At 66.2% G+C, this 22,144-nt stretch carries 20 protein-coding genes; 19 read left to right on the top strand and 1 reads right to left on the bottom strand.

Going from position 1 to position 22,144, the window contains the following annotated elements:
- The first annotated feature begins 181 nt into the window (after nt 1–181).
- From guaB to OB2597_RS05275, 17 genes are all read left to right on the top strand, one after another.
- The gene (gene guaB, locus OB2597_RS05355; protein WP_009804507.1) at nt 182–1,630 is read left to right on the top strand and encodes an IMP dehydrogenase; all 1,449 of its coding nucleotides are present in this window, start codon (nt 182–184) and stop codon (nt 1,628–1,630) included.
- Between the two features lie 368 nt (nt 1,631–1,998).
- A complete protein-coding gene (locus OB2597_RS05350) occupies nt 1,999–3,150 on the top strand; it encodes a transporter substrate-binding domain-containing protein (protein ID WP_009804506.1) in 1,152 nt (383 codons plus the stop codon).
- On the top strand, nt 3,150–3,758 hold the full coding sequence (locus tag OB2597_RS05345) for an ANTAR domain-containing response regulator (RefSeq protein ID WP_009804505.1): 609 nt from the start codon (nt 3,150–3,152) through the stop codon (nt 3,756–3,758). Before OB2597_RS05350 ends, OB2597_RS05345 begins: the two co-directional genes overlap by 1 nt.
- 333 nt (nt 3,759–4,091) lie before the next feature.
- On the top strand, nt 4,092–5,339 hold the full coding sequence (locus OB2597_RS05340; RefSeq protein ID WP_009804504.1) for a transporter substrate-binding domain-containing protein: 1,248 nt from the start codon (nt 4,092–4,094) through the stop codon (nt 5,337–5,339).
- A gap of 61 nt (nt 5,340–5,400) precedes the next feature.
- A complete protein-coding gene (urtB, locus tag OB2597_RS05335; protein ID WP_009804503.1) occupies nt 5,401–6,294 on the top strand; it encodes an urea ABC transporter permease subunit UrtB in 894 nt (297 codons plus the stop codon).
- Between the two features lie 5 nt (nt 6,295–6,299).
- Entirely contained in the window at nt 6,300–7,448 is a 1,149-nt protein-coding gene (urtC, locus tag OB2597_RS05330; protein ID WP_009804502.1) for an urea ABC transporter permease subunit UrtC, read from the top strand.
- Between the two features lie 12 nt (nt 7,449–7,460).
- Nucleotides 7,461–8,207, top strand: a complete 747-nt coding sequence (gene urtD, locus OB2597_RS05325; protein ID WP_009804501.1) for an urea ABC transporter ATP-binding protein UrtD — start codon at nt 7,461–7,463, stop codon at nt 8,205–8,207.
- On the top strand, nt 8,207–8,899 hold the full coding sequence (urtE, locus tag OB2597_RS05320) for an urea ABC transporter ATP-binding subunit UrtE (RefSeq protein WP_009804500.1): 693 nt from the start codon (nt 8,207–8,209) through the stop codon (nt 8,897–8,899). Before urtD ends, urtE begins: the two co-directional genes overlap by 1 nt.
- Nucleotides 8,899–9,357, top strand: a complete 459-nt coding sequence (locus tag OB2597_RS05315; protein ID WP_009804499.1) for an urease accessory protein UreE — start codon at nt 8,899–8,901, stop codon at nt 9,355–9,357. Before urtE ends, OB2597_RS05315 begins: the two co-directional genes overlap by 1 nt.
- Complete coding sequence (locus tag OB2597_RS05310; protein ID WP_009804498.1) at nt 9,354–10,040, top strand: urease accessory protein UreF; 687 nt, start codon at nt 9,354–9,356, stop codon at nt 10,038–10,040. The genes OB2597_RS05315 and OB2597_RS05310 overlap by 4 nt, the downstream gene beginning before the upstream one ends.
- Nucleotides 10,041–10,063: 23 nt before the next feature.
- A complete protein-coding gene (locus OB2597_RS05305) occupies nt 10,064–10,747 on the top strand; it encodes an urease subunit gamma (RefSeq protein WP_009804497.1) in 684 nt (227 codons plus the stop codon).
- 3 nt (nt 10,748–10,750) lie between these two features.
- Nucleotides 10,751–12,463 carry an urease subunit alpha gene (gene ureC, locus OB2597_RS05300; RefSeq protein ID WP_009804496.1) on the top strand — a complete coding sequence of 571 codons (1,713 nt, stop codon included), beginning with the start codon at nt 10,751–10,753 and terminating at the stop codon, nt 12,461–12,463.
- Entirely contained in the window at nt 12,460–13,119 is a 660-nt protein-coding gene (gene ureG, locus OB2597_RS05295; RefSeq protein ID WP_009804495.1) for an urease accessory protein UreG, read from the top strand. The genes ureC and ureG overlap by 4 nt, the downstream gene beginning before the upstream one ends.
- A complete protein-coding gene (locus OB2597_RS05290; RefSeq protein WP_009804494.1) occupies nt 13,116–13,943 on the top strand; it encodes an urease accessory protein UreD in 828 nt (275 codons plus the stop codon). The genes ureG and OB2597_RS05290 overlap by 4 nt, the downstream gene beginning before the upstream one ends.
- A gap of 108 nt (nt 13,944–14,051) precedes the next feature.
- Nucleotides 14,052–15,095 carry an aliphatic amidase gene (locus OB2597_RS05285; RefSeq protein WP_009804493.1) on the top strand — a complete coding sequence of 348 codons (1,044 nt, stop codon included), beginning with the start codon at nt 14,052–14,054 and terminating at the stop codon, nt 15,093–15,095.
- 163 nt (nt 15,096–15,258) lie between these two features.
- On the top strand, nt 15,259–16,068 hold the full coding sequence (locus OB2597_RS05280) for a CbbQ/NirQ/NorQ/GpvN family protein (protein WP_009804492.1): 810 nt from the start codon (nt 15,259–15,261) through the stop codon (nt 16,066–16,068).
- Nucleotides 16,055–18,313 (top strand): nitric oxide reductase activation protein NorD, encoded by a 2,259-nt coding sequence (locus OB2597_RS05275; RefSeq protein WP_040609137.1) that lies wholly within the window; start codon nt 16,055–16,057, stop codon nt 18,311–18,313. The genes OB2597_RS05280 and OB2597_RS05275 overlap by 14 nt, the downstream gene beginning before the upstream one ends.
- 9 nt (nt 18,314–18,322) lie before the next feature.
- Here the strand turns inward: OB2597_RS05275 and OB2597_RS05270 are convergent, their stop codons facing one another.
- Nucleotides 18,323–19,663, bottom strand: a complete 1,341-nt coding sequence (locus OB2597_RS05270) for an aminotransferase-like domain-containing protein (RefSeq protein WP_009804490.1) — start codon at nt 19,661–19,663, stop codon at nt 18,323–18,325.
- A 111-nt stretch (nt 19,664–19,774) separates the two neighbouring features.
- On the opposite strand from OB2597_RS05270, the gene OB2597_RS05265 reads away from it, so the two are divergent.
- Nucleotides 19,775–21,079, top strand: coding sequence for a hydroxymethylglutaryl-CoA reductase, degradative (locus OB2597_RS05265; protein WP_009804489.1), 1,305 nt, complete (start codon nt 19,775–19,777; stop codon nt 21,077–21,079).
- Between the two features lie 23 nt (nt 21,080–21,102).
- Complete coding sequence (dctP, locus tag OB2597_RS05260) at nt 21,103–22,143, top strand: TRAP transporter substrate-binding protein DctP (RefSeq protein ID WP_009804488.1); 1,041 nt, start codon at nt 21,103–21,105, stop codon at nt 22,141–22,143.
- Nucleotide 22,144 lies beyond the last annotated feature (1 nt).

Below are 22,144 nucleotides of genomic sequence, written 5' to 3'. Positions count from 1 at the left end.
TTCTTTGGTCCGGAAAATATCCTCGGGGGTGAATTGGCCCGGCACGGGCCGAGAGGGGGCAGACAGCCCCCTGCGACATTTGCCGCACCGCGATGCCCTTCATACAATATTTAGACCTTTCCCCCATCCCGCATCCGTGCAATAGGGAAGCGCCAAGTGATCCCATCCAAGGAGATATCCCATGGAGATTCGCGAGGCGCTGACCTTCGATGATGTCCTGCTCGTTCCCGCCGCCTCGTCGGTGCTGCCCTCCACGGCGGACACGCGCACCAGGGTCACCAAGGCGATCTCCCTGAACATCCCGCTGCTCAGTTCGGCCATGGACACGGTGACCGAGGCCCGCATGGCCATCTGCATGGCCCAGGCCGGCGGCATGGGCGTGATCCACCGCAATCTCGACGTCCAGCAGCAATCCGACGAGGTCCGGCGGGTCAAGCGTTTCGAATCCGGCATCGTCTACAAGCCGATCACCCTGCGCCCCGACCAGACCCTGGCCGATGCCAACGACCTGCGCGACCGCTACCGCATCTCCGGCTTCCCGGTGGTGGACGAGGGAGGCCGGGTGGTGGGCATCCTGACCAATCGCGACATGCGCTTCGCGAACGACGACAAGACGCCCGTCCACGCGATGATGACCTCCGAAGACCTCGCCATCATGCAAGAACCGGCCGATCGCGACGAGGCGATCAGCCTGATGAAGGCCCGCCGGATCGAGAAACTGCTCATCACCGACAGGACGGGCAAGCTGACCGGACTGCTGACCCTCAAGGACAGCGAACAGGCCGTGCTCAACCCGACCGCCTGCAAGGATCGCCTCGGCCGCCTGCGCGTGGCCGCGGCGACCACCGTGGGCGATGCCGGCTTCGAACGGTCCGAGGCGCTGGTGGATGCCGGCTGCGACCTGATCGTCATCGACACGGCGCACGGCCATTCCGAAGGCGTGGCCCAAGCCGTCGAGCGCGTCAAGCGCCTGTCGAACGAGGTCCAGGTCGTCGCCGGCAACGTCGCCACGGCCGAGGCCACCCGCGCCCTGATCGGCGCCGGCGCGGATGCGATCAAGGTCGGCATCGGTCCGGGCTCGATCTGCACGACGCGCATGGTCGCCGGGGTCGGCGTGCCGCAGCTGACGGCGATCATGGACTGTGCCGCCGCCGCGGACGGCACGCCGGTGATCGCGGACGGCGGCATCAAGTTCTCGGGCGATTTCGCCAAGGCCATCGCTGCCGGCGCCTCGGTCGCGATGGTCGGCTCGATGATCGCGGGCACCGACGAGAGCCCGGGCGAGGTCATCCTCTACCAGGGCCGGACCTTCAAATCCTACCGCGGCATGGGCAGCCTGGGCGCCATGGCGCGCGGCTCGGCCGACCGCTATTTCCAGAAGGATGCCGCCAGCGACAAGTTGGTACCCGAGGGGATCGAGGGCCAGGTGCCCTACAAGGGCAGCGCCGGCACGGTGATCCACCAACTCGTCGGCGGCCTGCGTGCCGCCATGGGCTATACCGGCTGCGCCACGGTGGACGAGATGCGCAGGAACTGCACCTTCGTGAAGATCACCGGCGCCGGGCTCAAGGAAAGCCACGTGCACGACGTGCAGATCACGCGGGAATCTCCGAACTACCGGATCGGATGAGGAACCGCTCGCATTGACGCGCCACCTCGCTTGACGGGGCAGGCGCGGCTCGTGCCCGCCGCAGGGTGCACGAGCACGCGTGCCGGCGGCGCGGCGCGCGGAAGATGGGGACGCCGCGCGGTCCCCGCCGTCGCGTCTGACCCTCTCGCAGCTCGTGCTCTGATTTACCTCCAAGCTCCCTCGGTGCTTCGTCCGGCCGGGGACACCTCCGGATTCGCAACCGGATTAAGCGTTCGTCGCGCCAGCGCGGTCGCGGGACCCCGTCGCCGCTTGTGCAGTCATCTGCCTCACGGTACGATTTTCCCGTGACCGATTGCTCCGCCCTCATCGTCTGACCGGGGGGTGAAGAACTGACGAAAGACAACTGAATGGCTTCTTCGAAAGCGCCGGTCACAATCGGCTTTCTCTATTCGCGCACGGGCGTGACCTCCGTCATCGAGGTCGCACAGCGACAGGGCGCCCTGCTCGCTGTTCAAGAGATCAACGCAGAAGGCGGTCTGCTCGGGGAAGAGCTGCGCGTCGCGGACAGCAACCCGCAGTCCAATCCGCATCTCTTCAAGTCCGAGGCCGCGCGGCTGCTGGACGACGGAGTGGATGCGCTGTTCGGCTGCTACATGTCGTCCACCCGCAAGGCGGTCCTGCCCGAGGTCGAGGCGCGGCAGAGCCTGCTGTTCTACCCCACGCTCTACGAGGGCTTCGAATATGTCGAAGGCTGCATCTATTCGGGCGCCGCGCCCAATCAGAACGCCCGGATGCTGGCGGACTATCTGGTCGAAACCTACGAGCCGCGGTATTTCTTCGTCGGTTCGAATTACATCTTTCCATACGAATCCAACAGGATCATGCGGGACCTCCTGTCGAACCGGGGCGCCGAGGTCGTGGACGAGGTCTACATACCGCTCTCTTCCACCAGAGAGGAAATCGACCGGGTAATCGACCGGATCCGCGCCGCGGGTCCCGTGACGGTCTTCTCCAACGTGGTCGGGCAGGGCGCCGTCGACTTTTACCGCGCCTACGACGCCGCGGGTTTCGACCGGACGGTCCGGCCGATCGCCTCGCTCACCTTCGGGGAACCCGAGAGCCTGGCCGCGGGACTGGACGCCTCGGTCGGGAACGTCAAGGCCGCGCCGTATTTCAGCGTGCTCCGGACACCTGCCAACGCCCGGTTCGTGGCCGCGTACCGCGCGCTGTTCGGGCCCGACCAACCGATCTCGGCCGAAGTCGAGGCCGCGTATATCCAGGTGCGCATGTTTGCCGAGGCCGTGCGGCGGGTGGACGGGACCAGCCGGAGGGACCTGCTCAAGGCCTTGCCGACCTTCTCGTTCGAGGCGCCACAGGGGCCGGTGCGTGTGGATGCCGTGAACCACCACACCTATCTCTGGCCACGGGTCGGGCTGGTCGACGGCAAGGGGGAGTTCGAGGTCGTCCGCGAAACCAGCGCGCCGGAAGCGCCCGAGCCCTATCTCGTCGAACATGACGACCCGGTCAGTTTCGCGAAGGCGAAGGGAGGCGGTAGGTGATGGCACGCATCCGCCTCAAGGATCTCAGGAGTTTGAGCGTCGCGGTGGTGCACCCGCCGGATGCCAACGGGCAGACCATCCTGGACCAGCTGGGCCGGATCGGATGTCGCACGGACCATATCTGGCCTCCCGAGAAGGGGCTTGCCTCCAAGGTGGATGTGGTCTTCGCCGGTGTCTTCTTCGACAGCCAGGAGCAGATGAAGGCAATGCTGCGCCGTGCGGAGAAACCTGCCCCCGCGATCATAGCGGTGATCGATTACGAGAACCCCGCCATGCTGGAACTCGTTCTCGAACTCGGCGCGGTCGCGGTGACGTCCAAGCCGGTGCGGAGCTTCGGCATCATGACGAACATGGTGGTCGCCCGCGACTGCCAGCAGCGCCAGATCGACCTGCAGCAGAAAATGGCGAAGCTGGAAAAGAAGCTGGCCGGCCAGAAGATCATCGCCAAGGCCAAGTCGATTCTCATGGAAATGCACGGGTTTTCCGAGGCCGCAGCCTTCGAAACGATTAGAAAACAGGCAATGTCCAAGAGAACTTCGATAGAAGACATGGCTCAGGCGATTATCAACGCCAATGAGCTTTTGTCCGGCAAACCTGTCGACGTATAGTGAAGTCAACGGACGGCCAATGATGCCCGTTCGTTGAAGCAACGAAGCTCGCTTTGATACCTGATCCGGTACAAGTGGGCTTTTTTTGTGTTTTGTTCCGGACGGCTCGATGATGCGCCGTGCGTGCCTCACCCGACAGGCGTGGGGAAGGCGAGTGTCCACCGGTTCGTGGGCCTTCCGGGAACGGCGCTGAACCGCCTCCTTCGAATGTCGTCGCGGCAGTCACCTGCGGACGATGCAATCTCAATCTTCGGTCACACAACGTTAATCGCACGGACGCGCCGCGTTCTGCCGAGGGCAGCCGCGATCCGTCCGCCAACAGGGAGACTCTCCATGAAATCCAACCGTCGCTCTTTCCTGAAGACCTCGGCCGCGTTCGGTGCGGCGCTGGCTGCCCCGTCGCTCATTCCCGGCCGTGCCGCGGCAGCCGGCGAGATCGAGGTCGGCGTCCTGTTCTCGCAGACCGGCGGCCTGTCGATCATCGAGAAGTCGCTGGCCGATGCCACGCTCATGGCGATCGAGGAGATCAATGCCGCGGGCGGCGTGAACGGCATGATGATCAAGCCGATCGTCGAGGATGGCGCCTCCGATCCGAAGACGTACAACGAGAAGGCGTCCAAGCTGGTCATTCGCGACCGCGTGCCGACGGTCTTCGGCTCCTACACCTCCGCGTCCCGCAAGGCCGTCCTCCCGGTCTTCGAGAAACGCAACAACATGTATTTCTACCCGACGTACTACGAGGGCTTCGAATGCTCCAAGAACGTCGTCTACACCGGCGCGGTCCCCAACCAGCAGCTCTCGAACTTCGTCCCATGGATCATCAATACCCTGGGCAAGAAGAAGTTCTTCATCGTGGGATCCAACTACATCTACCCGCGCGAGATGGCGAAGGTCTCGAAAATCCTGATCGAGCAGCACGGCGGAGAATATGTCGCCGACGAGTACCTGGAACTGGGCCACTCCGAATGGGGGGCCATGGTCTCGAAGATCAAGGACTCGGGCTGCGATGTCGTGCTGTCCAACGTCGTCGGCGACTCGGTCGTGGCCTTCTACCGCGAGTTCAAGAACCAGGGTCTCACGCATGACGTCCTGCCGATCTGCGCGACCGTCACCTCGGAAATCGAGATCGCGGCCATGGGCGCGGAATTTGCTGCCGGGTCCTACACCTCCTTCCCCTATTTCCAGGCGATCGACACCCCCGAGAACAAGTCGTTCATCGAACGCTACCGCAGCTTCGTGGGCGACCCGAAGGCGGTGACGCACCATGCGCTGGAAAGTTCGTATTTCCAGGTGTTCCTGTGGAAGCAGGCAGTCGAGAAGGCGGGCGAGGCGACACCGGATGCCATCCGCGAAGCCATCAAGGGCCAGACCTTCGACGCCCCCAACGGCAAGGTGACGGTCGATCCCGAGAACCTGCACACCTACCTCACGCCGCGCATCGCGCAATGGGGCGCGGACGGGCAGGGCACCATAATCGAGGCCTATGACGAGCCCGTCCAGCCGATGCCTTACGTGGCCTACGGGGAAGCCCCTGAAAACCTGTTCTGCACCGCGGGTGGGCTCGACAGCTCCAAACTGTGATCCGCGCGGCGGGGGCCGCGCGCCCCCGCCCGAACCCACCTCATCGAGGGACAACCGATCCATGTCGGAAATACTCTTCATCGGACTGTCGCTGTCGTCGATCCTTCTACTGATCGCGCTTGGCCTGTCGATAACCTACGGCGCCATGGGTGTCATCAACATGGCCCACGGCGAACTCGTGATGATCGGCGCATATACCGCCGTCATTTCGGGCATCTACCTGAACATAAACCTGTTTCTCGCGCTTCCCCTGGCGTTTCTCGTCTCCGCGGCCGTCGGTCTCGCGCTGGAGAAACTGGTGATCCGCCGCCTCTACGGGCGCATCATCGACACGCTGCTGGCGACCTGGGGCGTGGCCATCGTCCTGCAACAGCTGATCCGGCTCGAATTCGGGCTCAGCTTCTTCGGCATCCATATCGAGGGGCTCGGCCCCGGTCTGCAGAACATGAACGTCCCGTCCTTCCTGACGCAGCCGTTCGAGATCGGCGGGATCCCGATCCAGCCATACCGCTCCTTCATTATCCTCGTGACCGTCCTGCTGACGCTTCTCACCTGGTTCCTGATGTACCGGACATCCATGGGCACCCAGGTCCGCGCCATCATGCGCAATCCGCAGATCGCCGCCGCTTGCGGCATCGACGTGAAGCGCGTTTCGGCCTTCACCTTCGCCTATGGCTCGGGGCTGGCGGGAATTGCGGGGGTGCTGCTGGCCGGATTCAAGACCGTGATGCCGGACATGGGCGCATCGACCGTGGTCGACGGGTTTCTCGTGGTCGTCGTCGGAGGTGTCGGGTCGCTGCTGGGCACCGTGCTCGCCTCGGCGCTGCTGGGCCAGATCAACGGGATCTTCGCCATCCTGACCAACGACATCCTCGCCCGGGCGGTGGTGTTCGGCGTGGTCATCGCGATCATCCTGTGGCGCCCGCGCGGCCTCTTCGCTTTCAAATCGAGGTAACGGACATGTCGCAGAGCAAGCTATTCAAATACGGCGACTGGGGCATCTACGTCCTCTTCATTGTCATCGTCCTCGGTCTGCCGCTGGTCATGACGGATGTCTTCTGGCTGAACCGCATCGCCAAGTACCTCGTCTACGGGATGCTCGGCATAGCCATCGCGCTCAGCTGGGGGTACGCGGGCATCCTGAACCTGGGGCAGGGCCTCTTCTTCGGGCTCGGCGCCTACATGGTCGCCATGTCGCTCAAGCTGCAGAGCTACACGTCGCTCCAGCAGGGCAGCGAAAACCCGGTGCCGGATTTCATGCTGTGGAACGCCGAACCCGGCGCCCCGACCGAGTTGTGCTGCATCACCTCGGGATCCTGGCTCTGGCTGCCGTTCCAGGCACAGGGCTTCGGGATGGCCATGGCGATCATCCTGCCGGTGATCGTGGCGCTGATCCTCTCGTCGGCCATCTTCCGGCTGCGGGTCTCGGGCGTCTACGTGGCGATCATCACCCTGGCGCTGGTGCTGCTGGTGCGGCTGCTGATCATCGACGCGCAGCCCGTCACCAACGGCTTCAACGGGCTGACGGACCTGGGGTGGCTGACCATCGGAGGAGTCGAGTTCGACCCCTATCTCGTGTCGACCTACTACATCGTGGCGGTGTCGATCTGCGTGGTGCTGCTGGCGACCCGCTGGCTGGTCTCGACCCGCGCCGGGCTGATCCTGCAATCGACGCGGGACGACCCGAACCGGTCGCGATACCTGGGCTATGACGTGGCCGCCTACCAGGTGTTCTTCTTCACCGTATCGGCCGGGATCGCGGGCTTCGCCGGCATGCTCTACGTCATCGCCGCCGAATTCGCCTCGCCCTCCTTCCTCGACATCTCCTTTTCGATCTCGATGGTCGTCTGGGCGGCGGTCGGCGGGCGGTCGTCGCTTATCGGCGCCGCGATCGGCGCGATCCTGATCAACACGATCGAGGCCACGGCGTCCGAGACCGAGATGTTCCAGGAAGCCTGGAAACTGATCATAGGCGTCATCTTCGTACTGGTCGTCCTCTACATGCCGCGCGGCCTCGCCGGGCTGGCCGAGGACCTGGCCGGCCTATTCGGAAAATCCCGTGACAGCGGCAGGACGCGCCGGGCGCAGTCCAGCGCACCGGCGGAATAAGGAGGCGCAGCAATGGTAGCGGCACTCACCATCGACGGGCTTGAGGTCGACTTCGGCGGCTTCAAGGCCGTGAACGGCATGTCCACCGTCATCAACCGGGGCGAACTTCGCGTTGTCCTCGGTCCCAACGGCGCGGGCAAGACCACGCTGATGGACCTCATCAGCGGCAAGACCGCCTCGACCGCCGGCGAGGTCCGGCTGTTCGGCCGGGAGATCACCAACAGGCCCGAACATCAGATCGCGCGGGCCGGCGTGGGACGAAAGTTCCAGATCCCGTCCGTCTTTCGGGATCTGACGGTGCGCGACAACCTCAGTGTCGCGGTCAGTCACGAACCCCGCGTGTTCCGCAACCTGCGGCTCGGGATGGCGGCAGCCGATCGCGCCCGGATCGAAGAGGTGATCGAGCTGACCGGCCTGGAACCCGTGCTGGACGTCGTCGCCGGCGACCTCAGCCACGGCCAGATGCAATGGCTGGAACTGGGTATGCTGATCACCCAGCAGGCAAAGGTGATCCTTCTCGACGAACCGACCGCGGGCATGACCCAGGCCGAGACCTCGAAGACCGCCGACATCATCCTGCGGCTCAAGGGCAGTCACACGCTGCTGGTGGTCGAACACGACATGGCCTTCGTCCGCAAGATCGCGGAACGGGTCACCGTGATGCACATGGGCAAGCTGCTGGCCGAAGGGCCGATGGCCAAGATCGAACAGGACCCTGCGGTGCGCGACGCCTATCTCGGGTCCGGAGGGGTGCAGTGATGCTGAGCCTCACCCACGTCGACAGCTTCTATGGTCGCAGCCAGGCGCTGCACGATATGAACGTCACCGCCCCCAAGGGCGAGATCCTGGCCGTGCTGGGCCGGAACGGAGTCGGCAAGACGACGCTCCTGCGCACGATCCTCGGCCTGACCGACCGCAGCGAGGGCACCATCTCGCTCGACGGTGACGAGATCTCGTCCATGCCCACGCACGATCGGGCCCGATCCGGCATCGCCTATGTGCCGCAGGGCCGCATGATCATTCCGGACTTCACCATCCGTGACAACATCCTCATGGGCGGCTTCGCCTCCTCGGGGCCGCGCGGGATCCCCGAGATCGTGCCGGACCTCTTTCCCTATCTCATGGACAATCTCGACCGTCCGGGTGGCGTCCTGTCGGGCGGGCAGCAGCAGCAGCTCGCCATCGCTCGGGCATTGGCCTGCGCGCCCTCTCTCCTGCTGATGGACGAGCCCACGGAGGGTATCCAGCCGAACATCGTCGAACAGATCGAGGACATCATCATCCGGCTCAACCGCGACCTCGGACTGACCATCCTCCTGGTGGAACAGAACGTTCCTTTCGCCCGGCGCGCGGCCTCGTCCTTCGTGATGGTCGAGCACGGCACCGCGGTCGAAGCCGGCCGCATCCACGCACTGACCGAAGACATGGTCGCCAGGCACATGGCCATCTGATGCAGATATACTCCGATATTCTCGGCCCTGTTGCCGATTTTCACGACGCCCTGCACCGTCTCGAGCACGCACATGCGGTCGATGTGCTGCGCCTGCCGCGCGCCGATCTGGCCCGGCGGCGGCTGCGCACCCGGTCCGAGGGCGGGGCAGAGGTGGCGCTCGCCCTGCCACGGGACAAGCACCTCTACGACGGGGCGGTTCTCGCGATTTCGGAAGAGGCCGCGCTGGTCGTCCGGGTCGAGAGCGAGACATGGATCAGGCTGGCGACCCGCGATCAGGCCACTGCACTCAGGCTGGGTTATTTCTGCGGCAACCTTCACTGGCGGGTCCGCTTCGACGGCGACGTTCTGTTGATCGCCGTCGACACGGAAGAACGCCTCTACCACGAACGCCTCGCCCCGATGATCGATGCGGGCGAAGTGATCCTTCTTCCCTCGGGAACCGAGGTGTCGGCATGACGGACCGGGTGTTTTCCCTCTTGCGCCTGCTGCAGACCGCCGACAGCTCCTTTCCCTCCGGCGCATTTGCCTTCTCTTCCGGGCTCGAGACGCTGGCGGCAGAGGGGAGAGTCGGCGGCGCGGCGGATGTCAGGGCCTTGCTGGCGGATCAGATCGTTCCGCGCTGGCTCGGCTTCGACCGTCTCTTCCTGCGGGAGGCATTCGCTGCCGCCGCCGACCCCGATACCCTGCTCGAAATCGACCGCCGCTGTCATCTTCAGAACACAGTCGACCGTCTGGCCGAAGCCTCGCGCCGGGTGGGACGGGCCCTGCTGACGGTCCACGCGCGGATCGGCACGACCGGTGCCGCCGAGTATCGCGACAGCCTCGCGGCGAGCGGCCAGGCCACGACGCTGGGATACGAACCGGTCGTCCAGGGCATCGTCGGCGCGGGCCTCGGACTTGCCTGTGACGAGGCAGAGGCCGGGGCGCTGAATGCGGTCGTGATGGGCTTCACCTCTGCGGCGGTGCGTCTGGGGCGCCTCGGGGCGCTGGATGCGCAGTCCGTCCTGGCCGCCCTGGCCGACGACATGGCAGCGGGCCTCGCCCGGATGCCGCCGGCGCAGCCCGGCGCCTTTTCTCCCCTCACCGAAATCGCGGCCCTGCGCCGGCCTGCCGATCAGGCAAGCCTCTTCGCCACATAAGACCCAAGACCCAAGGACACCGGATGCTGCTGACCCCCACTGAACTGGAACGGCTGACGATATTCACCGCCGCCGAGCTTGCCAGAAAACGTCGCGCTCGCGGCCGCAGTCTGAACGCCCCCGAGGCCGTGGCGCTGATCTGCGATGAAATTCTCGAAGGCGCCCGCGACGGGCGCAGCGTGGCCGAGCTGATCTCATACGGCTCGACGATCCTGACGTCGGACGACGTGATGGAGGGTGTCGCGGACCTTCTGCCCATGATCCAGGTCGAGGCCGTCTTTCCGGACGGCACCAAGCTTGTCACCGTCCACGATCCGATCCGGCCCGGCTCGGACGCCCCGGCTGAACGCATCGGCAAGCCCGGCGAGATCCGCGCCGAGGACGGCGAGATCGAGCTGAACCCAGGCCGGGACCGCGTCAGCCTGATCGTCACCAATACCGGCGACCGGCCCGTCCAGGTCGGGAGCCACTATCATTTCTTCGAGACCAACAAGGCGCTGGACTTCGACCGTGCGACGGCCTTCGGTTTTCGGCTCGACATTCCCGCAGGTACCGCCGTCCGGTTCGAGCCCGGGCAGGAAAAAGAGGTCACGCTCTGCACGTTCGGCGGCAACAAGCGCCTGTCGGGTCTCAATAATCTGACCAACGGCGAAGATCGCGAGGCCGCGCTGACCCGCGCCCGCGCCGCCGGTTTCAAGGGGGCCTGAGCCATGGTGAAGATGACAAGGGCCGAATACGCCGCAATGTTCGGCCCCACGACCGGCGACCGGATCCGTCTGGGCGATACCGAACTCTGGGCCGAGATCGAACACGACTACACCAGCTACGGCGACGAATGCCTGCACGGCGGCGGCAAGACGCTGCGCGACGGGCTGGGGCTGGCGGTCGGCGTGAGCTCGGCGCAGGGGGCGCTCGACATGCTGATCTGCAACGTCGTGGTCATCGACGCCATGGCGGGGATCATCAAGGGCGATATCGGCATCAAGGACGGCAAGATCGTCGCCATCGGCAAGGCCGGCAACCCGGATGTCATGGACGGCGTCGATCCCCGCCTGATCGTCGGGGCCGGCACGACCGTGCGCGACGCCGAAGGCATGATCGCGACTGCCGGGGCCATCGATGTGCATGTGCATTTCGACAGCGCGCAGCTGGTCGATCACGCGATCTCCTCGGGCATCACGACGATGCTGGGCGGGTCTCTGGGGCCGATCACCGTGGGCATCGACAGCGGCGGGCCGTTCAACACGGGCAAGATGCTGCAGGCGGCTGAACATTGGCCGATGAACTTCGGCTTCCTCGGACGCGGCAACGCACACCGCCCCGACGCCATGCACGAACAGATCCGCACCGGCTGTCTGGGACTGAAGATCCACGAGGACTGGGGCGCCATGCCGGCCGCCATCGATGCCTGCCTGTCGGTCGCGGACGAGCTGGATTTCCAGGTGCAGCTGCATACCGACACCCTGAACGAAAGCGGTTTCGTCGAGGATACGCTGGCTGCCATCGGGGGGCGCGCCATCCACATGTACCATACCGAGGGTGCGGGCGGGGGGCATGCGCCCGACATCATTCGGGTGGCGGGGGTGGCGAACTGCCTGCCGTCCTCGACCAACCCGACCAACCCTTACACCGTGAATACGTTCGAGGAACACCTCGACATGACCATGGTGTGCCACCATCTCAACCCGTCGATCCCCGAGGACGTGGCCTTTGCGGAAAGCCGGATCCGCGCCCAGACCATCGCGGCCGAGGATGTCCTGCACGATATCGGCGCGATTTCCATGCTCGGCTCGGACAGCCAGGGAATGGGCCGCATCCACGAGGTCATCGCGCGAACCTGGCAGTTGGCGTCGAAGATGCGGGTGCAGCGGGGCCGCCTTCCGGACGAGACGTCGCCCAAGGGCGACAACCTGCGGATCAAGCGCTACATCGCCAAGTACACGATCAACGCCGCACGCTGTTTCGGGATCGAAGAGCACGTCGGTTCGATCGAGCCCGGCAAGATGGCCGACATCGTCCTCTGGCGCCCGGGATATTTCGGGATCAAGCCGGAACTGGTGGTCAAGGGCGGCTTCATCGCCTGGGGCGCTATGGGCGACAGCGCGGCCTCGCTCATGACATGCGAACCGCTGATCATGCGGCCCCAGTGGGGCGCCTTCGGAAAGGCGGCCCCGGCTCTCGGCGCCTGTTTCGTCAATCCCCGCGCCATCGACGACGGGCTGGATGCGACGCTCGGCCTGACCAAGCCGCTTCTGCCTGCCGTGGGCACACGCCACCTGCGCAAATCCGACATGCATCTCAATGATGCCTGCCCGGGCATCCGCGTCGATCCGGCAACGTTCGAGGTCTTCGTCGACGATGAACTCGCGACCTGCGAACCCGCCACCGAACTCCCCCTGGCACAAAGGTACATGCTGCGATGAACGCCCGCTTTCCATCCCAAGACGTCTCTCGCAACGGTCCGGCCCGGATCGGCATCGGCGGTCCCGTCGGCTCGGGGAAAACTGCGCTGATCGAGGCTCTCATACCCGTGTTCGAGGCGCGCGGCATCGAGACCGCCGTCGTCACCAACGACCTCGTCACCAAGGAGGATGCGCGCAGGCTTCAGGCCGGCGGGCTGATCGACCCCGAGCGGGTCCTGGCGGTCGAGGCCGGTGCCTGCCCGCATACGGTGATCCGAGAGGATCCCACGCTGAACATCGCGGCGGCCGACGACCTTGAGGCCGCCTTTCCCGGTCTCGACCTGATCCTGATCGAAAGCGGCGGCGACAACCTTGCCTCGACCTTCTCGCTCGACCTGGTGGACTGGTGGATGTTCGTGATCGATGTGGCGCAGGGCGACGACATTCCGCGGAAGCGCGGCCCGGGCATCCTGCAATGCGATCTGCTGGTCATCAACAAACTGGACCTGGCGCCGCACGTCTTCGTCGATGCCGAGGCGATCCTCGCCGAGGCGATGCGCATTCGTGGAGACAGACCGGTGGAGGGCTGTCGGTGCAAGGGCGCTTCGGTCGAAGGTATCGACCGCATCGCCGACACCATCGCCCGCGACCTGCTGTTCCGCGAGGTTCCGGCGTGACCGCAGTCGGGACCCTGTCGCTGACACGCCCCGTGCGGGCGTCGCTCGAGTTCCGCGACGTCGGCGGGCAGACGCACCTGATGGGTCAGCACACGCCGCACCCGTTCCACATCACCCGGCCGTTCCGGCACGTGACGGATCCGCAGGGCATGGCGACGCTCTATCTGCAAAGCTCCTCCGGCGGGCTTTACGGCGACGACGATCTGGGGCTGACGGTGCGCTTGGGCGAAGGGGCGGCCGCCCATGTCACCACGCAGGCCTCGACCATCGTACATGACGCGCGGGACCGCGCGGGCGCGCAGCAGGACGTCCTTCTGGAGGTGGGGCCGGGCGGCTGGCTGGAATACCTGCCGGACCCGGCGATCCTGATGACGGGCGCCCGTCTGAACAATCGGGTGAGCGCGCGTCTGGGGGAAGGGGCCCGGCTGATCATGGCCGACGCGCAGCTCTCGCACGATCCCGGGGGCGACGGGCGTCCGTTCGGCAGGCTCGACAACGTCGTCGCGGTGACCGGACCGCAGGGACCGCTGATGCTGGACCGTTTCGGACTGGAGGGTGCGGATTGGCTCGCCCGTACCGGCGGCGCGCGCTGTTCGGGCATGGTCGTCGCCGCGGGCGCCGACGAAGCGGGGCCGGCAATGCTGGCCGCGGTCGATGCCCTCCCGGGGCTCTACGCCGGCCTGTCGGTCTTTCCCGACCGGGGCCTGGGCCTGCTGCGGTTCCTGGCTCGGGACGGCGTGGCGCTGAGCCGCGCCCTGTCGGCCGCCTGGACCGCCGCGCGCGTCGCGCTTACCGGCGCGTCCCCCCATGCGAGGCGCAAGTGAGCGCCGAATGCAAGACCGCCGCCGCGGCCCGCTGTCGCGACGGCTCACGGTCCGGACCGGGACATGCCCCGGCCGGACGCACCATCGGACCAACAAGGAGACGAACTCATGCACCACGGTGATATCGGAAGCAGCAATGACACGGTCGGCGTGGCCGTCGTCAACTACAAGATGCCCCGCCTGCATACGCGGGCGGAGGTCCTGGAAAATGCCAAGGCCATCGGCGAGATGCTCAAGGGCATGAAGAAGGGACTGCCTGGAATGGACCTCGCGGTCTTCCCGGAATACTCGACCCACGGGATCATGTACGACGAGACCGAGATGTACGAGACCGCCTCGACCATCCCGGGCGACGAAACCGAGATCTTTGCCGCCGCCTGCCGCGAGGCGGACGTCTGGGGCATCTTCTCGCTCACCGGCGAACGCCACGAGGAACATCCCGCCAAGGCGCCCTACAACACGCTCATCCTGATGAACAACAAGGGCGAGATCGTGCAGAAGTACCGCAAGATCATGCCCTGGGTGCCGATCGAGGGGTGGTATCCCGGCGATTGCACCTATGTCTCGGAAGGCCCAAAGGGCATGAAGATCTCGCTCATCATCTGCGATGACGGCAACTATCCCGAGATCTGGCGCGATTGCGCAATGAAGGGGGCCGAGCTGATCGTACGCTGCCAAGGCTACATGTACCCGGCCAAGGAGCAGCAGATCAACATGGCCAAGTGCATGGCCTGGGCCAACAACTCCTACGTGGCCGTGGCCAATGCGACAGGCTTCGACGGGGTCTATTCCTATTTCGGCCACTCCGCCATCATCGGCTTCGACGGCCGGTCGCTGGGCGAATGCGGCACCGAGGAAATGGGCATCCAGTACGCCCAGCTGTCGGTCTCCATGATCCGCGAGGCGCGGCGCACGATGCAGTCGAACAATCACCTCTTCAAGCTGGTCCACCGCGGCTACACCGGCATGATCAACTCGGGCGACGGCGACAAGGGCAAGGCGGCACTGCCCTATGACTTCTACCGCAAGTGGGTCGAGGATCCCGACGGCACCCGCGAGGCGGTCGAGGCGATGACCCGTTCGACCGTGGGCACGTCGGAAAGCCCGATCGACGGGATACCGAACGACAAGATGGAAACGGAACACCGCTGACCTGCCGCGGCGGCGCGGCTCACCCGGTCGCGCCGCCCATTCCGGCCTCTGGTCGATCGCCCTCGGGCCGCAGGCTCGCGGCAATGAGCGGGCCGGATATTCGAGACAGACCGACGGCCGCCCGCACCGGGTTCGACCGTCGCCGACAGACTGAGGATGTGAGATGACCGACGACACCACTCTCGACGGCTACCGGATCGCCGAGGAACCGACCTATCACGCCGACGGCGACGAGGTCGCGTTCTACGACGCAGCCTATGCCGCGCGCCTGCCGGTCATGCTCAAGGGACCGACCGGATGCGGCAAGACCCGCTTTGTCGAACATATGGCCTGGCGGCTCGGCCGGCCGCTGATCACCGTCTCCTGTCACGAGGACATGACGGCCTCCGATCTGGTCGGGCGCTACCTCCTGGGCCGCGACGGCACGCATTGGCAGGACGGGCCGCTGACGATGGCGGTGCGGTACGGCGCAATCTGCTACCTGGACGAGATCGTCGAGGCCCGGCAGGATACCACCGTCATCATTCATGCCCTCACCGACAACCGCCGGATTCTGCCCTTGGAAAAGAAGGGCGAACTGGTGCAGGCTCACCCGGACTTCCAACTCGTCATCTCGTACAACCCGGGCTACCAGTCGGTCCTGAAGGACCTCAAGGAAAGCACCAAGCAGCGCTTTTGCGCGATGGATTTCGGTTATCCCGATCCCGCCATCGAAGCCGCCATCGTGGCAGCGCAGGCGGGCATCGCGGAAGATCAGGCGCGCCGGCTGGTCCAGATCGCGGGCAAGAGCCGCAACCTGCGGGGGCAGGGGCTGGACGAGGGCGCCTCGACCCGGATGCTGATTCATGCGGGGCGGCTGATGGGCGCGGGGCTGGACTTGCGCCAGGCCTGTCAGCTGGCGCTGATCACGCCCATCACCGACGATGCGGACATGCGGCTGGCGCTGTCTGCCGCGGTGGATGCCTGTGTCTGACCTGCGTCTGGGGGAACCGGCGACAGGAAGTCCGTCCCTCTCCGCCGCGTCCCGCGCCGCCTTTCCCGGCGATGGCCTGGCCGCCTTGTCGGCCGCCCGAGAAAGGCTGGCGAATGCCGGCTACGGCGGAGAGGTGCCGCGTGTCTTCGAGGCCGCCGCCTGTCAGGTCGCGGAACTGCACGGCCCGGAAACTGCCTTGGCCCTGGGGCCCGCCGCCTCGCGCATCGCGATCCGGGCGCAGCCGCGGGTTGCCGCGCTTTTCCTCGACACCGCCGTGGCCATGGCGCGCAAACTCGACACCGAAACCTTCGCCCGGTGGCTGGAGGTGATGCTGTCGCTCCTGCGCCCCGCGCCCGCGATCGTCCTGCCGCTTCTGGAACGGATGGACATGCTGATCGAACGGCTCGGTCTTGACATGCTCGAGGCCTGGGTCGCCACAGGGATGCGCTTTGCCGCGAACGACGCGGAACGCCGGATGGCGTTCTTCCGCCTCGAACTTCCCGAAGCGCAACGCCTTCTGGAACGTCACGCCGGCGAGGACACGTTCCAGTCGCTCGAACGGGGGCTCCGTGCCTTTCACACGGCACTTTGGGGGCGCATGCCGCCCCTGCGCGAAGCTTTGCCCGACGGCAAGGGCGTGGCCGCCCGCCGCACGTCCTTTGCCGCCGGGGTCATCCGGATGCCCGCCAGCTTTCCCGGACACCGCGGGCGCGAGGCCCCGCTCTACCGCGCCGCGCTGGCCCATGCCGGTGCCCATTTCGCCTATGGACACGGACCCTTTGCTGTCGGCCAGCTCAAACCGATGCAGATCGCGGTGGTCTCCCTGATCGAGGATGCGCGCGTGGAGGCGCTGGCAATGCGCGACATGCCCGGACTGCGCCGTGTGTGGGCGCCGTTCCACGTCGTTGGACCGGAGGGGGTGGCGACGGCGCCATCGCTGTTCGCGCGCCTTGCCCATGCGCTCTTCGATCCGGACTTCCCCGTTCGGCACGGCTGGATCGAGAAGGGCGTGACGATGTTTCGCGACCACCTCGACCGGATCGAGGATCCCGCGGTCTCGCGGCATATCGGCAACCTGCTGGGCAACGATCTCGGACAGACCCGCGTTCAGTTCAACGCCCGTGGCTACGTGGTCCAGCCGGTCTATCGTGACGACAATCTCGGGCTGTGGGATTTTCCCGACGATCCCGATCAGCCGCCGCCGCCCCAGGAGGAGATGGAGATCGACAGCCACGATCTGCGCCGGAGCGAGGCGGCGGAGACGCCCGGCGAGCGTCAGCAGGAGGACCGGCCCCCCGACGCCGACCAGCCACCCGAGGCGCTGAGCACCCGCACGGTCGACCCCGAGGCCGGCGTGACCGTGATGCACCTGCCCGAATACGATCCGGTCGCACGGGTCGAGCGGCCCGAGTGGGTGACGGTCAAGGAATACGATCCGGCGCCCGGCGACCCGAGCTTCTGGCACGAACTCGAGGAGCGCCACGCAGGCCTTCTGATGCGGACCGAGGCTTTGGTTCGGATGGCCCAGACGGGACGGACCCGCCGCCTGAAGCGTCAGGCAGAGGGCGAATCGTTGGACCTGGATGCGGTGATCAGCGCGGCCATCGACTACCGGTCCGGGCGCACTCCGGATCACCGCCTCTACGAGGGCACGTCGCCGCCCGAACGGTCGATCGCGGTGCACCTTCTTCTGGACATGTCCCGATCGACCGCCGACCGGGTCGGCAGCCAGACTGTCTTGTCGCTCGAGCGTGACGCCGCCGCGATCCTGGCCAGGGCCATGGATCGCCTGGGCGATCCGCTGGCCATCACGGCCTTCGCGTCGAACGGACGGGACGATCTCCGTACCGTGCCGGTCAAGCGGTTCCCGGATGAGCTTGGCCTGTTGTCCGGCATGGCGCTCTCCGGTTTGACGCCGGGGTATTCGACGCGGATCGGGGCGGCGCTCAGGTTGGCCGGCCGATCGGTCTCCGAGGTTCCGTGTCATCGTCGGCTGGTCCTGCTGCTGACCGATGGCGAGCCGTCGGATGTGGATGTTCCCGACCGCGACTACCTGGTCGCCGACGCGCGCCGCGCCGTCCACGGCCTGTCGGCAAAAAACATCGACACCTTCTGCATCGCGCTCGGGTCGGATGTGGGAGACAGTGTCGCAAGGATATTCGGCAGAACCGGCTTCATCCGGGTCGAGCGGCTCGAATCCCTGCCGGAGAAGCTCACGGCCCTTTACCTGCGCATGTCGGGGTGAGACCGGCGGTCAGGCGAGGGATCTGAGGAAGGAGTAGAACCGGCTGTCCTGCACGCGGCTCCAGTTGACCCGGATCGACGGCGACCGGGACCGTCCCGAGACGCAGAAGAGCGAACCGGGGGCCAGCAGGATCCCCTGCGATGCGGCCGCGCTCGTGACGGCGATGTCGTCGAGACCCTCGGGCAGGCTGACGATGCTGTAGAGGCCGTTGTCGGGAGGTGCGAACAGCTCGAAACCCATGCGGGCGAGCATGTCCATGCCGTCCGCGCGCGCCCGCTCCAGCCGTCGGCTCATCGAGACGCGCACCTTCTCGAACCGCCGCGACAGGATCGCCTCGGCGATCAGCCGTTCCGTCATGTTCGAGCTGTTGACCGCCAGGATCATCTTCAGTTCGGCGAGACTGGCGGCGATCTCCGGCTCGGCGATGATGTAGCCCGAGCGCAGGGAGGGCGAGAGGATCTTGGAATAGCTGCCGATCTGGATCACCCTGCGGAACTGGTCCAGCGCGGCGAGGCGCGTGCCGGTGACCCCCGGCAGATCGACGAAGGGGTCGTCGTCGATCACCAGCAGGTCGCGGCGGTCGGCCACCTTCAGGATCGCATGAGCCGTCGGCAGGTCGATGGAACAGCCCGTCGGGTTCTGCGCCAGGGACTGGGTAAAGAACAGCCGGGCGCGGTGCTGTTCGGCCGCCGCCTCTAGCGCGTCGGGATCCGGCCCCTTCGGCGTGCGGGGAATGCCGACGAAATTGACCTCGGCCAGCTTCAGTTTGGAAAACAGCGGGTAATACCCCGGATCGTCCACCAGCACCGTGTCGCCGGGCCGGGTGAACCGGCGGATCAGCAGGTCGAGCCCGTTGTTGGCGCCGAAGGTGGTGACGATCTGCGCCGGCGTCGCGTCGAGTCCCGCCGCGATCTGCGCGGCGGCGATGCATTCGCGCAGGGCCAGCAGGCCGTGCGGCGAGCCGTACCCGCCTTCGCCCTGCCGCAAGGTCACGGCGGGGACGCTGGTCAGCAGCCAGGATTCCGGTGGCCTGCCATCCCCCGCGAGCACCTTGTAGGGCCGGTCGAGCTGTACGTGCAGCAGAGACACGGTGTCGCTGGCCTCGCGCAGGTTCGTAGGCGCCGCGATCGACGGCGCCACCCGCGACACGTAGAAGCCCGAGCCCTGCCGCGACCGCGCCAGACCGTGCGCGACGAGCCGGTCGTAGACCGTCACGATGATGTTCTTCGAGGCGCCGTACTGCTCGGCCGCCTGTCTCAGCGACATCAGCTTGCTGCCCTCGGGCAGATCGCCGCTGTCGATCCGCTGACGGAGGGCGGCGAATATGCGATCGGTCTTGCTTTGGCTCATGTCCTGTCTGTACCCGTTCGGGCACAGGTACAGATAGGGCAATTTTCCTCAACTGTACCAATACATCGAGAGCCGCTTGCCTCACTGTGCCCGCAAGTTGGAGGAGATCGAATGCCAGTTTCTGCCCCGGGCACCCAGCCTGAGCCCAAGTCGCGCATCGAAGGGCTGCGCGACCTCGAACCCATCGACCGGCGTCAGGCCATCGCCTCGGCCGCGGCCCTGGATCAGGCCGACAGCGCGGCGCTGTCCGGCGAGGGGACCCTGCCGCTCGCCGTGGCGAACGGCATGATCGAGAACGTGATCGGCAAATTCGAACTGCCTCTCGGGGTGGCGGCGAACTTTCTCGTGAACGGGCGCGAGTATCTCGTGCCCATGGCGGTCGAGGAACCCTCGGTCGTGGCGGCGGCCTCGTACATGGCCAAGCTGGCGCTGAAGGGGGGCGGCTTCACCGTCAGCTCGACCCCTCCGATCATGCGCGCCCAGGTCCAGGTCGTCGGGATTACCGATCCCCATGGCACGCGCGCCCGGCTTCTGGCCCATGCGGATGAACTGACCGAGATGGCGAATTCCCGCGATACCGTGCTGGTCGGCCTCGGAGGCGGCTGCAAGGGGATCGAGGTCGAGGTCTTCCCCGAAAGCGCCATCGGTCCGATGGTCGTGCTGCACCTGCTGGTGGATGTCCGGGACGCCATGGGAGCGAATACGGTCAACTCCATGGCCGAGATGCTGGCCCCCCGGATCGAGGAGATCACCGGCGGCCGGGTCCGCCTGCGCATCCTGTCGAACCTTGCCGACCGCCGCATCGTGACGGCCAGCGTCAGGCTCGCGCCGGAGGTCTTCGACACCGCGACCCTCGATGGCGCCGAGGTCGTACAGGGCATGGTCGAAGCCTGCACCCTGGCCATGATCGACCCCTATCGGGCGGCGACCCACAACAAGGGCATCATGAACGGCATAGACCCTGTCGTCGTGGCCACCGGCAACGACTGGCGCGCGATCGAGGCGGGGGCGCATGCCTATGCCGCGCGGTCGGGGCGGTACGGTTCCCTTACCACGTGGGAGACCGCCACCGACGGGACGCTGGTCGGCACCCTCGAGATGCCCATGGCTCTCGGCATCGTCGGGGGCGCCACAAGGACCCATCCGGCGGCGCAGGCCGCGCTGAAGCTGATGCGGATCACCTCGGCCCAGGAGCTGGCCGAGGTCACGGCGGCCGTCGGGCTGGCACAGAACATGGCGGCGCTGCGCGCGCTGTCGACCGAGGGCATCCAGCGCGGCCACATGGCCCTGCATGCCCGCAACATAGCGATCACCGCCGGGGCGACGGGCCCCGACATCGACAGGGTGGCGAAGGCCATCGTGGCGGCAGGCGACGTCAGTGTCGGCCGTGCAAAGCAGGTGCTGGAAAGCAGCTGAAAATCCAAGGGGAGGAGACCCAAATGACCCATACAACCCGGCGCCACATGCTGCGCCACGCCGCCGCCGCCGCGGTCGCGGCCCCGGCAATCGTCTCGGCCGGCTCGGTTCGGGCGCAGGGCGCCACCAAGTGGCGCATGCAGGCCCTCTGGGGCGGCGGCACCACGCCGATGCTCTACGAAGAGAAGTTCTGCGACCGCGTCCGCGAGCTGACCGGCGGGTCGCTCGACATCACGCCCTTCGCGGGCGGCCAGATCGTGCCTTCGGCCCAGGCATTCGATGCCGTCCGGGGCGGCGCCTTCGAAATGATGAAGACCTTCGACGGCTACACCGCCGGCAAGATCAAGGCGCATGGCTTTTCCTCGACCGTGCCCTTCGGCTTCCCCGATGCCGACCAGTACGAAGCCTGGTTCTACGAACGCGACGGCCTCGCCATGGCGAAGGAAAGCTACGAGCCGGCGGGCCTGACCTACATCGCCCCCACGGTCTATGGCGAAGAGCCGATCCACTCCAAGGTCGAGATCCGCAAGATCGCCGACATGGACGGGCTCAAGGGCCGCTTCGTCGGCCTCGCCTCGGCCGTCATGGCGGATTTCGGCGTCTCGGTCTCGCCGCTGCCCACCTCGGAGGTCTACTCGGCCCTCGACAAGGGCCTGATCGATTTCGCCGACCGCGGGGACATCAAGGCCAACTACGAGGAAGGCATCCACGAGGTCGCCAAGTACCTGATCCTGCCGGGCGTCCACCAGCCCTCGACGGCGACCGCCTATGTCGCGAATACCGGCGCCTATTCCAGGCTGGACGACCAGCAGAAGGCCGCGCTCGAAGTGGCGGCCCGCGAAGTCTCCGGCGCGCTGCGGCAGAACATCATCTCGGCCAACGGCGAATACCTGAAGAAATATCAGGAAGCCGGGGTCGAGATCATCGACCTGGCCGCCGAGGACGTCGCCGAGGCGCGCGGCAAGGCCGTCGAATCCTGGAAGGCGGCCGCGGGCGAGGATCCGCTTGCCAAACGGATGATGGAAAGCCAGATGGCCCTGATGCAGGAACTGCGCCTGCTGTGAT

The organism is Pseudooceanicola batsensis HTCC2597 (assembly GCF_000152725.1).
Taxonomy (GTDB): domain Bacteria; phylum Pseudomonadota; class Alphaproteobacteria; order Rhodobacterales; family Rhodobacteraceae; genus Pseudooceanicola; species Pseudooceanicola batsensis.
Note: the sequence above shows the minus strand (reverse complement) of the source record. Positions and strands in the feature narration are given on the sequence as shown.

Coding starts and splice junctions, on each gene's coding strand:
- urtB (WP_009804503.1), top strand. CDS start 5,401: ATGTCGGAAATACTCTTCATCGGACTGTCGCTGTCGTCGATCCTTCTA.
- OB2597_RS05305 (WP_009804497.1), top strand. CDS start 10,064: ATGCTGCTGACCCCCACTGAACTGGAACGGCTGACGATATTCACCGCC.
- ureG (WP_009804495.1), top strand. CDS start 12,460: ATGAACGCCCGCTTTCCATCCCAAGACGTCTCTCGCAACGGTCCGGCC.
- OB2597_RS05285 (WP_009804493.1), top strand. CDS start 14,052: ATGCACCACGGTGATATCGGAAGCAGCAATGACACGGTCGGCGTGGCC.
- urtC (WP_009804502.1), top strand. CDS start 6,300: ATGTCGCAGAGCAAGCTATTCAAATACGGCGACTGGGGCATCTACGTC.
- OB2597_RS05340 (WP_009804504.1), top strand. CDS start 4,092: ATGAAATCCAACCGTCGCTCTTTCCTGAAGACCTCGGCCGCGTTCGGT.
- guaB (WP_009804507.1), top strand. CDS start 182: ATGGAGATTCGCGAGGCGCTGACCTTCGATGATGTCCTGCTCGTTCCC.
- urtD (WP_009804501.1), top strand. CDS start 7,461: ATGGTAGCGGCACTCACCATCGACGGGCTTGAGGTCGACTTCGGCGGC.
- urtE (WP_009804500.1), top strand. CDS start 8,207: ATGCTGAGCCTCACCCACGTCGACAGCTTCTATGGTCGCAGCCAGGCG.
- OB2597_RS05265 (WP_009804489.1), top strand. CDS start 19,775: ATGCCAGTTTCTGCCCCGGGCACCCAGCCTGAGCCCAAGTCGCGCATC.
- OB2597_RS05315 (WP_009804499.1), top strand. CDS start 8,899: ATGCAGATATACTCCGATATTCTCGGCCCTGTTGCCGATTTTCACGAC.
- OB2597_RS05270 (WP_009804490.1), bottom strand. CDS start 19,663: ATGAGCCAAAGCAAGACCGATCGCATATTCGCCGCCCTCCGTCAGCGG.
- OB2597_RS05345 (WP_009804505.1), top strand. CDS start 3,150: ATGGCACGCATCCGCCTCAAGGATCTCAGGAGTTTGAGCGTCGCGGTG.
- dctP (WP_009804488.1), top strand. CDS start 21,103: ATGACCCATACAACCCGGCGCCACATGCTGCGCCACGCCGCCGCCGCC.
- OB2597_RS05275 (WP_040609137.1), top strand. CDS start 16,055: ATGCCTGTGTCTGACCTGCGTCTGGGGGAACCGGCGACAGGAAGTCCG.
- ureC (WP_009804496.1), top strand. CDS start 10,751: ATGGTGAAGATGACAAGGGCCGAATACGCCGCAATGTTCGGCCCCACG.
- OB2597_RS05310 (WP_009804498.1), top strand. CDS start 9,354: ATGACGGACCGGGTGTTTTCCCTCTTGCGCCTGCTGCAGACCGCCGAC.
- OB2597_RS05350 (WP_009804506.1), top strand. CDS start 1,999: ATGGCTTCTTCGAAAGCGCCGGTCACAATCGGCTTTCTCTATTCGCGC.
- OB2597_RS05280 (WP_009804492.1), top strand. CDS start 15,259: ATGACCGACGACACCACTCTCGACGGCTACCGGATCGCCGAGGAACCG.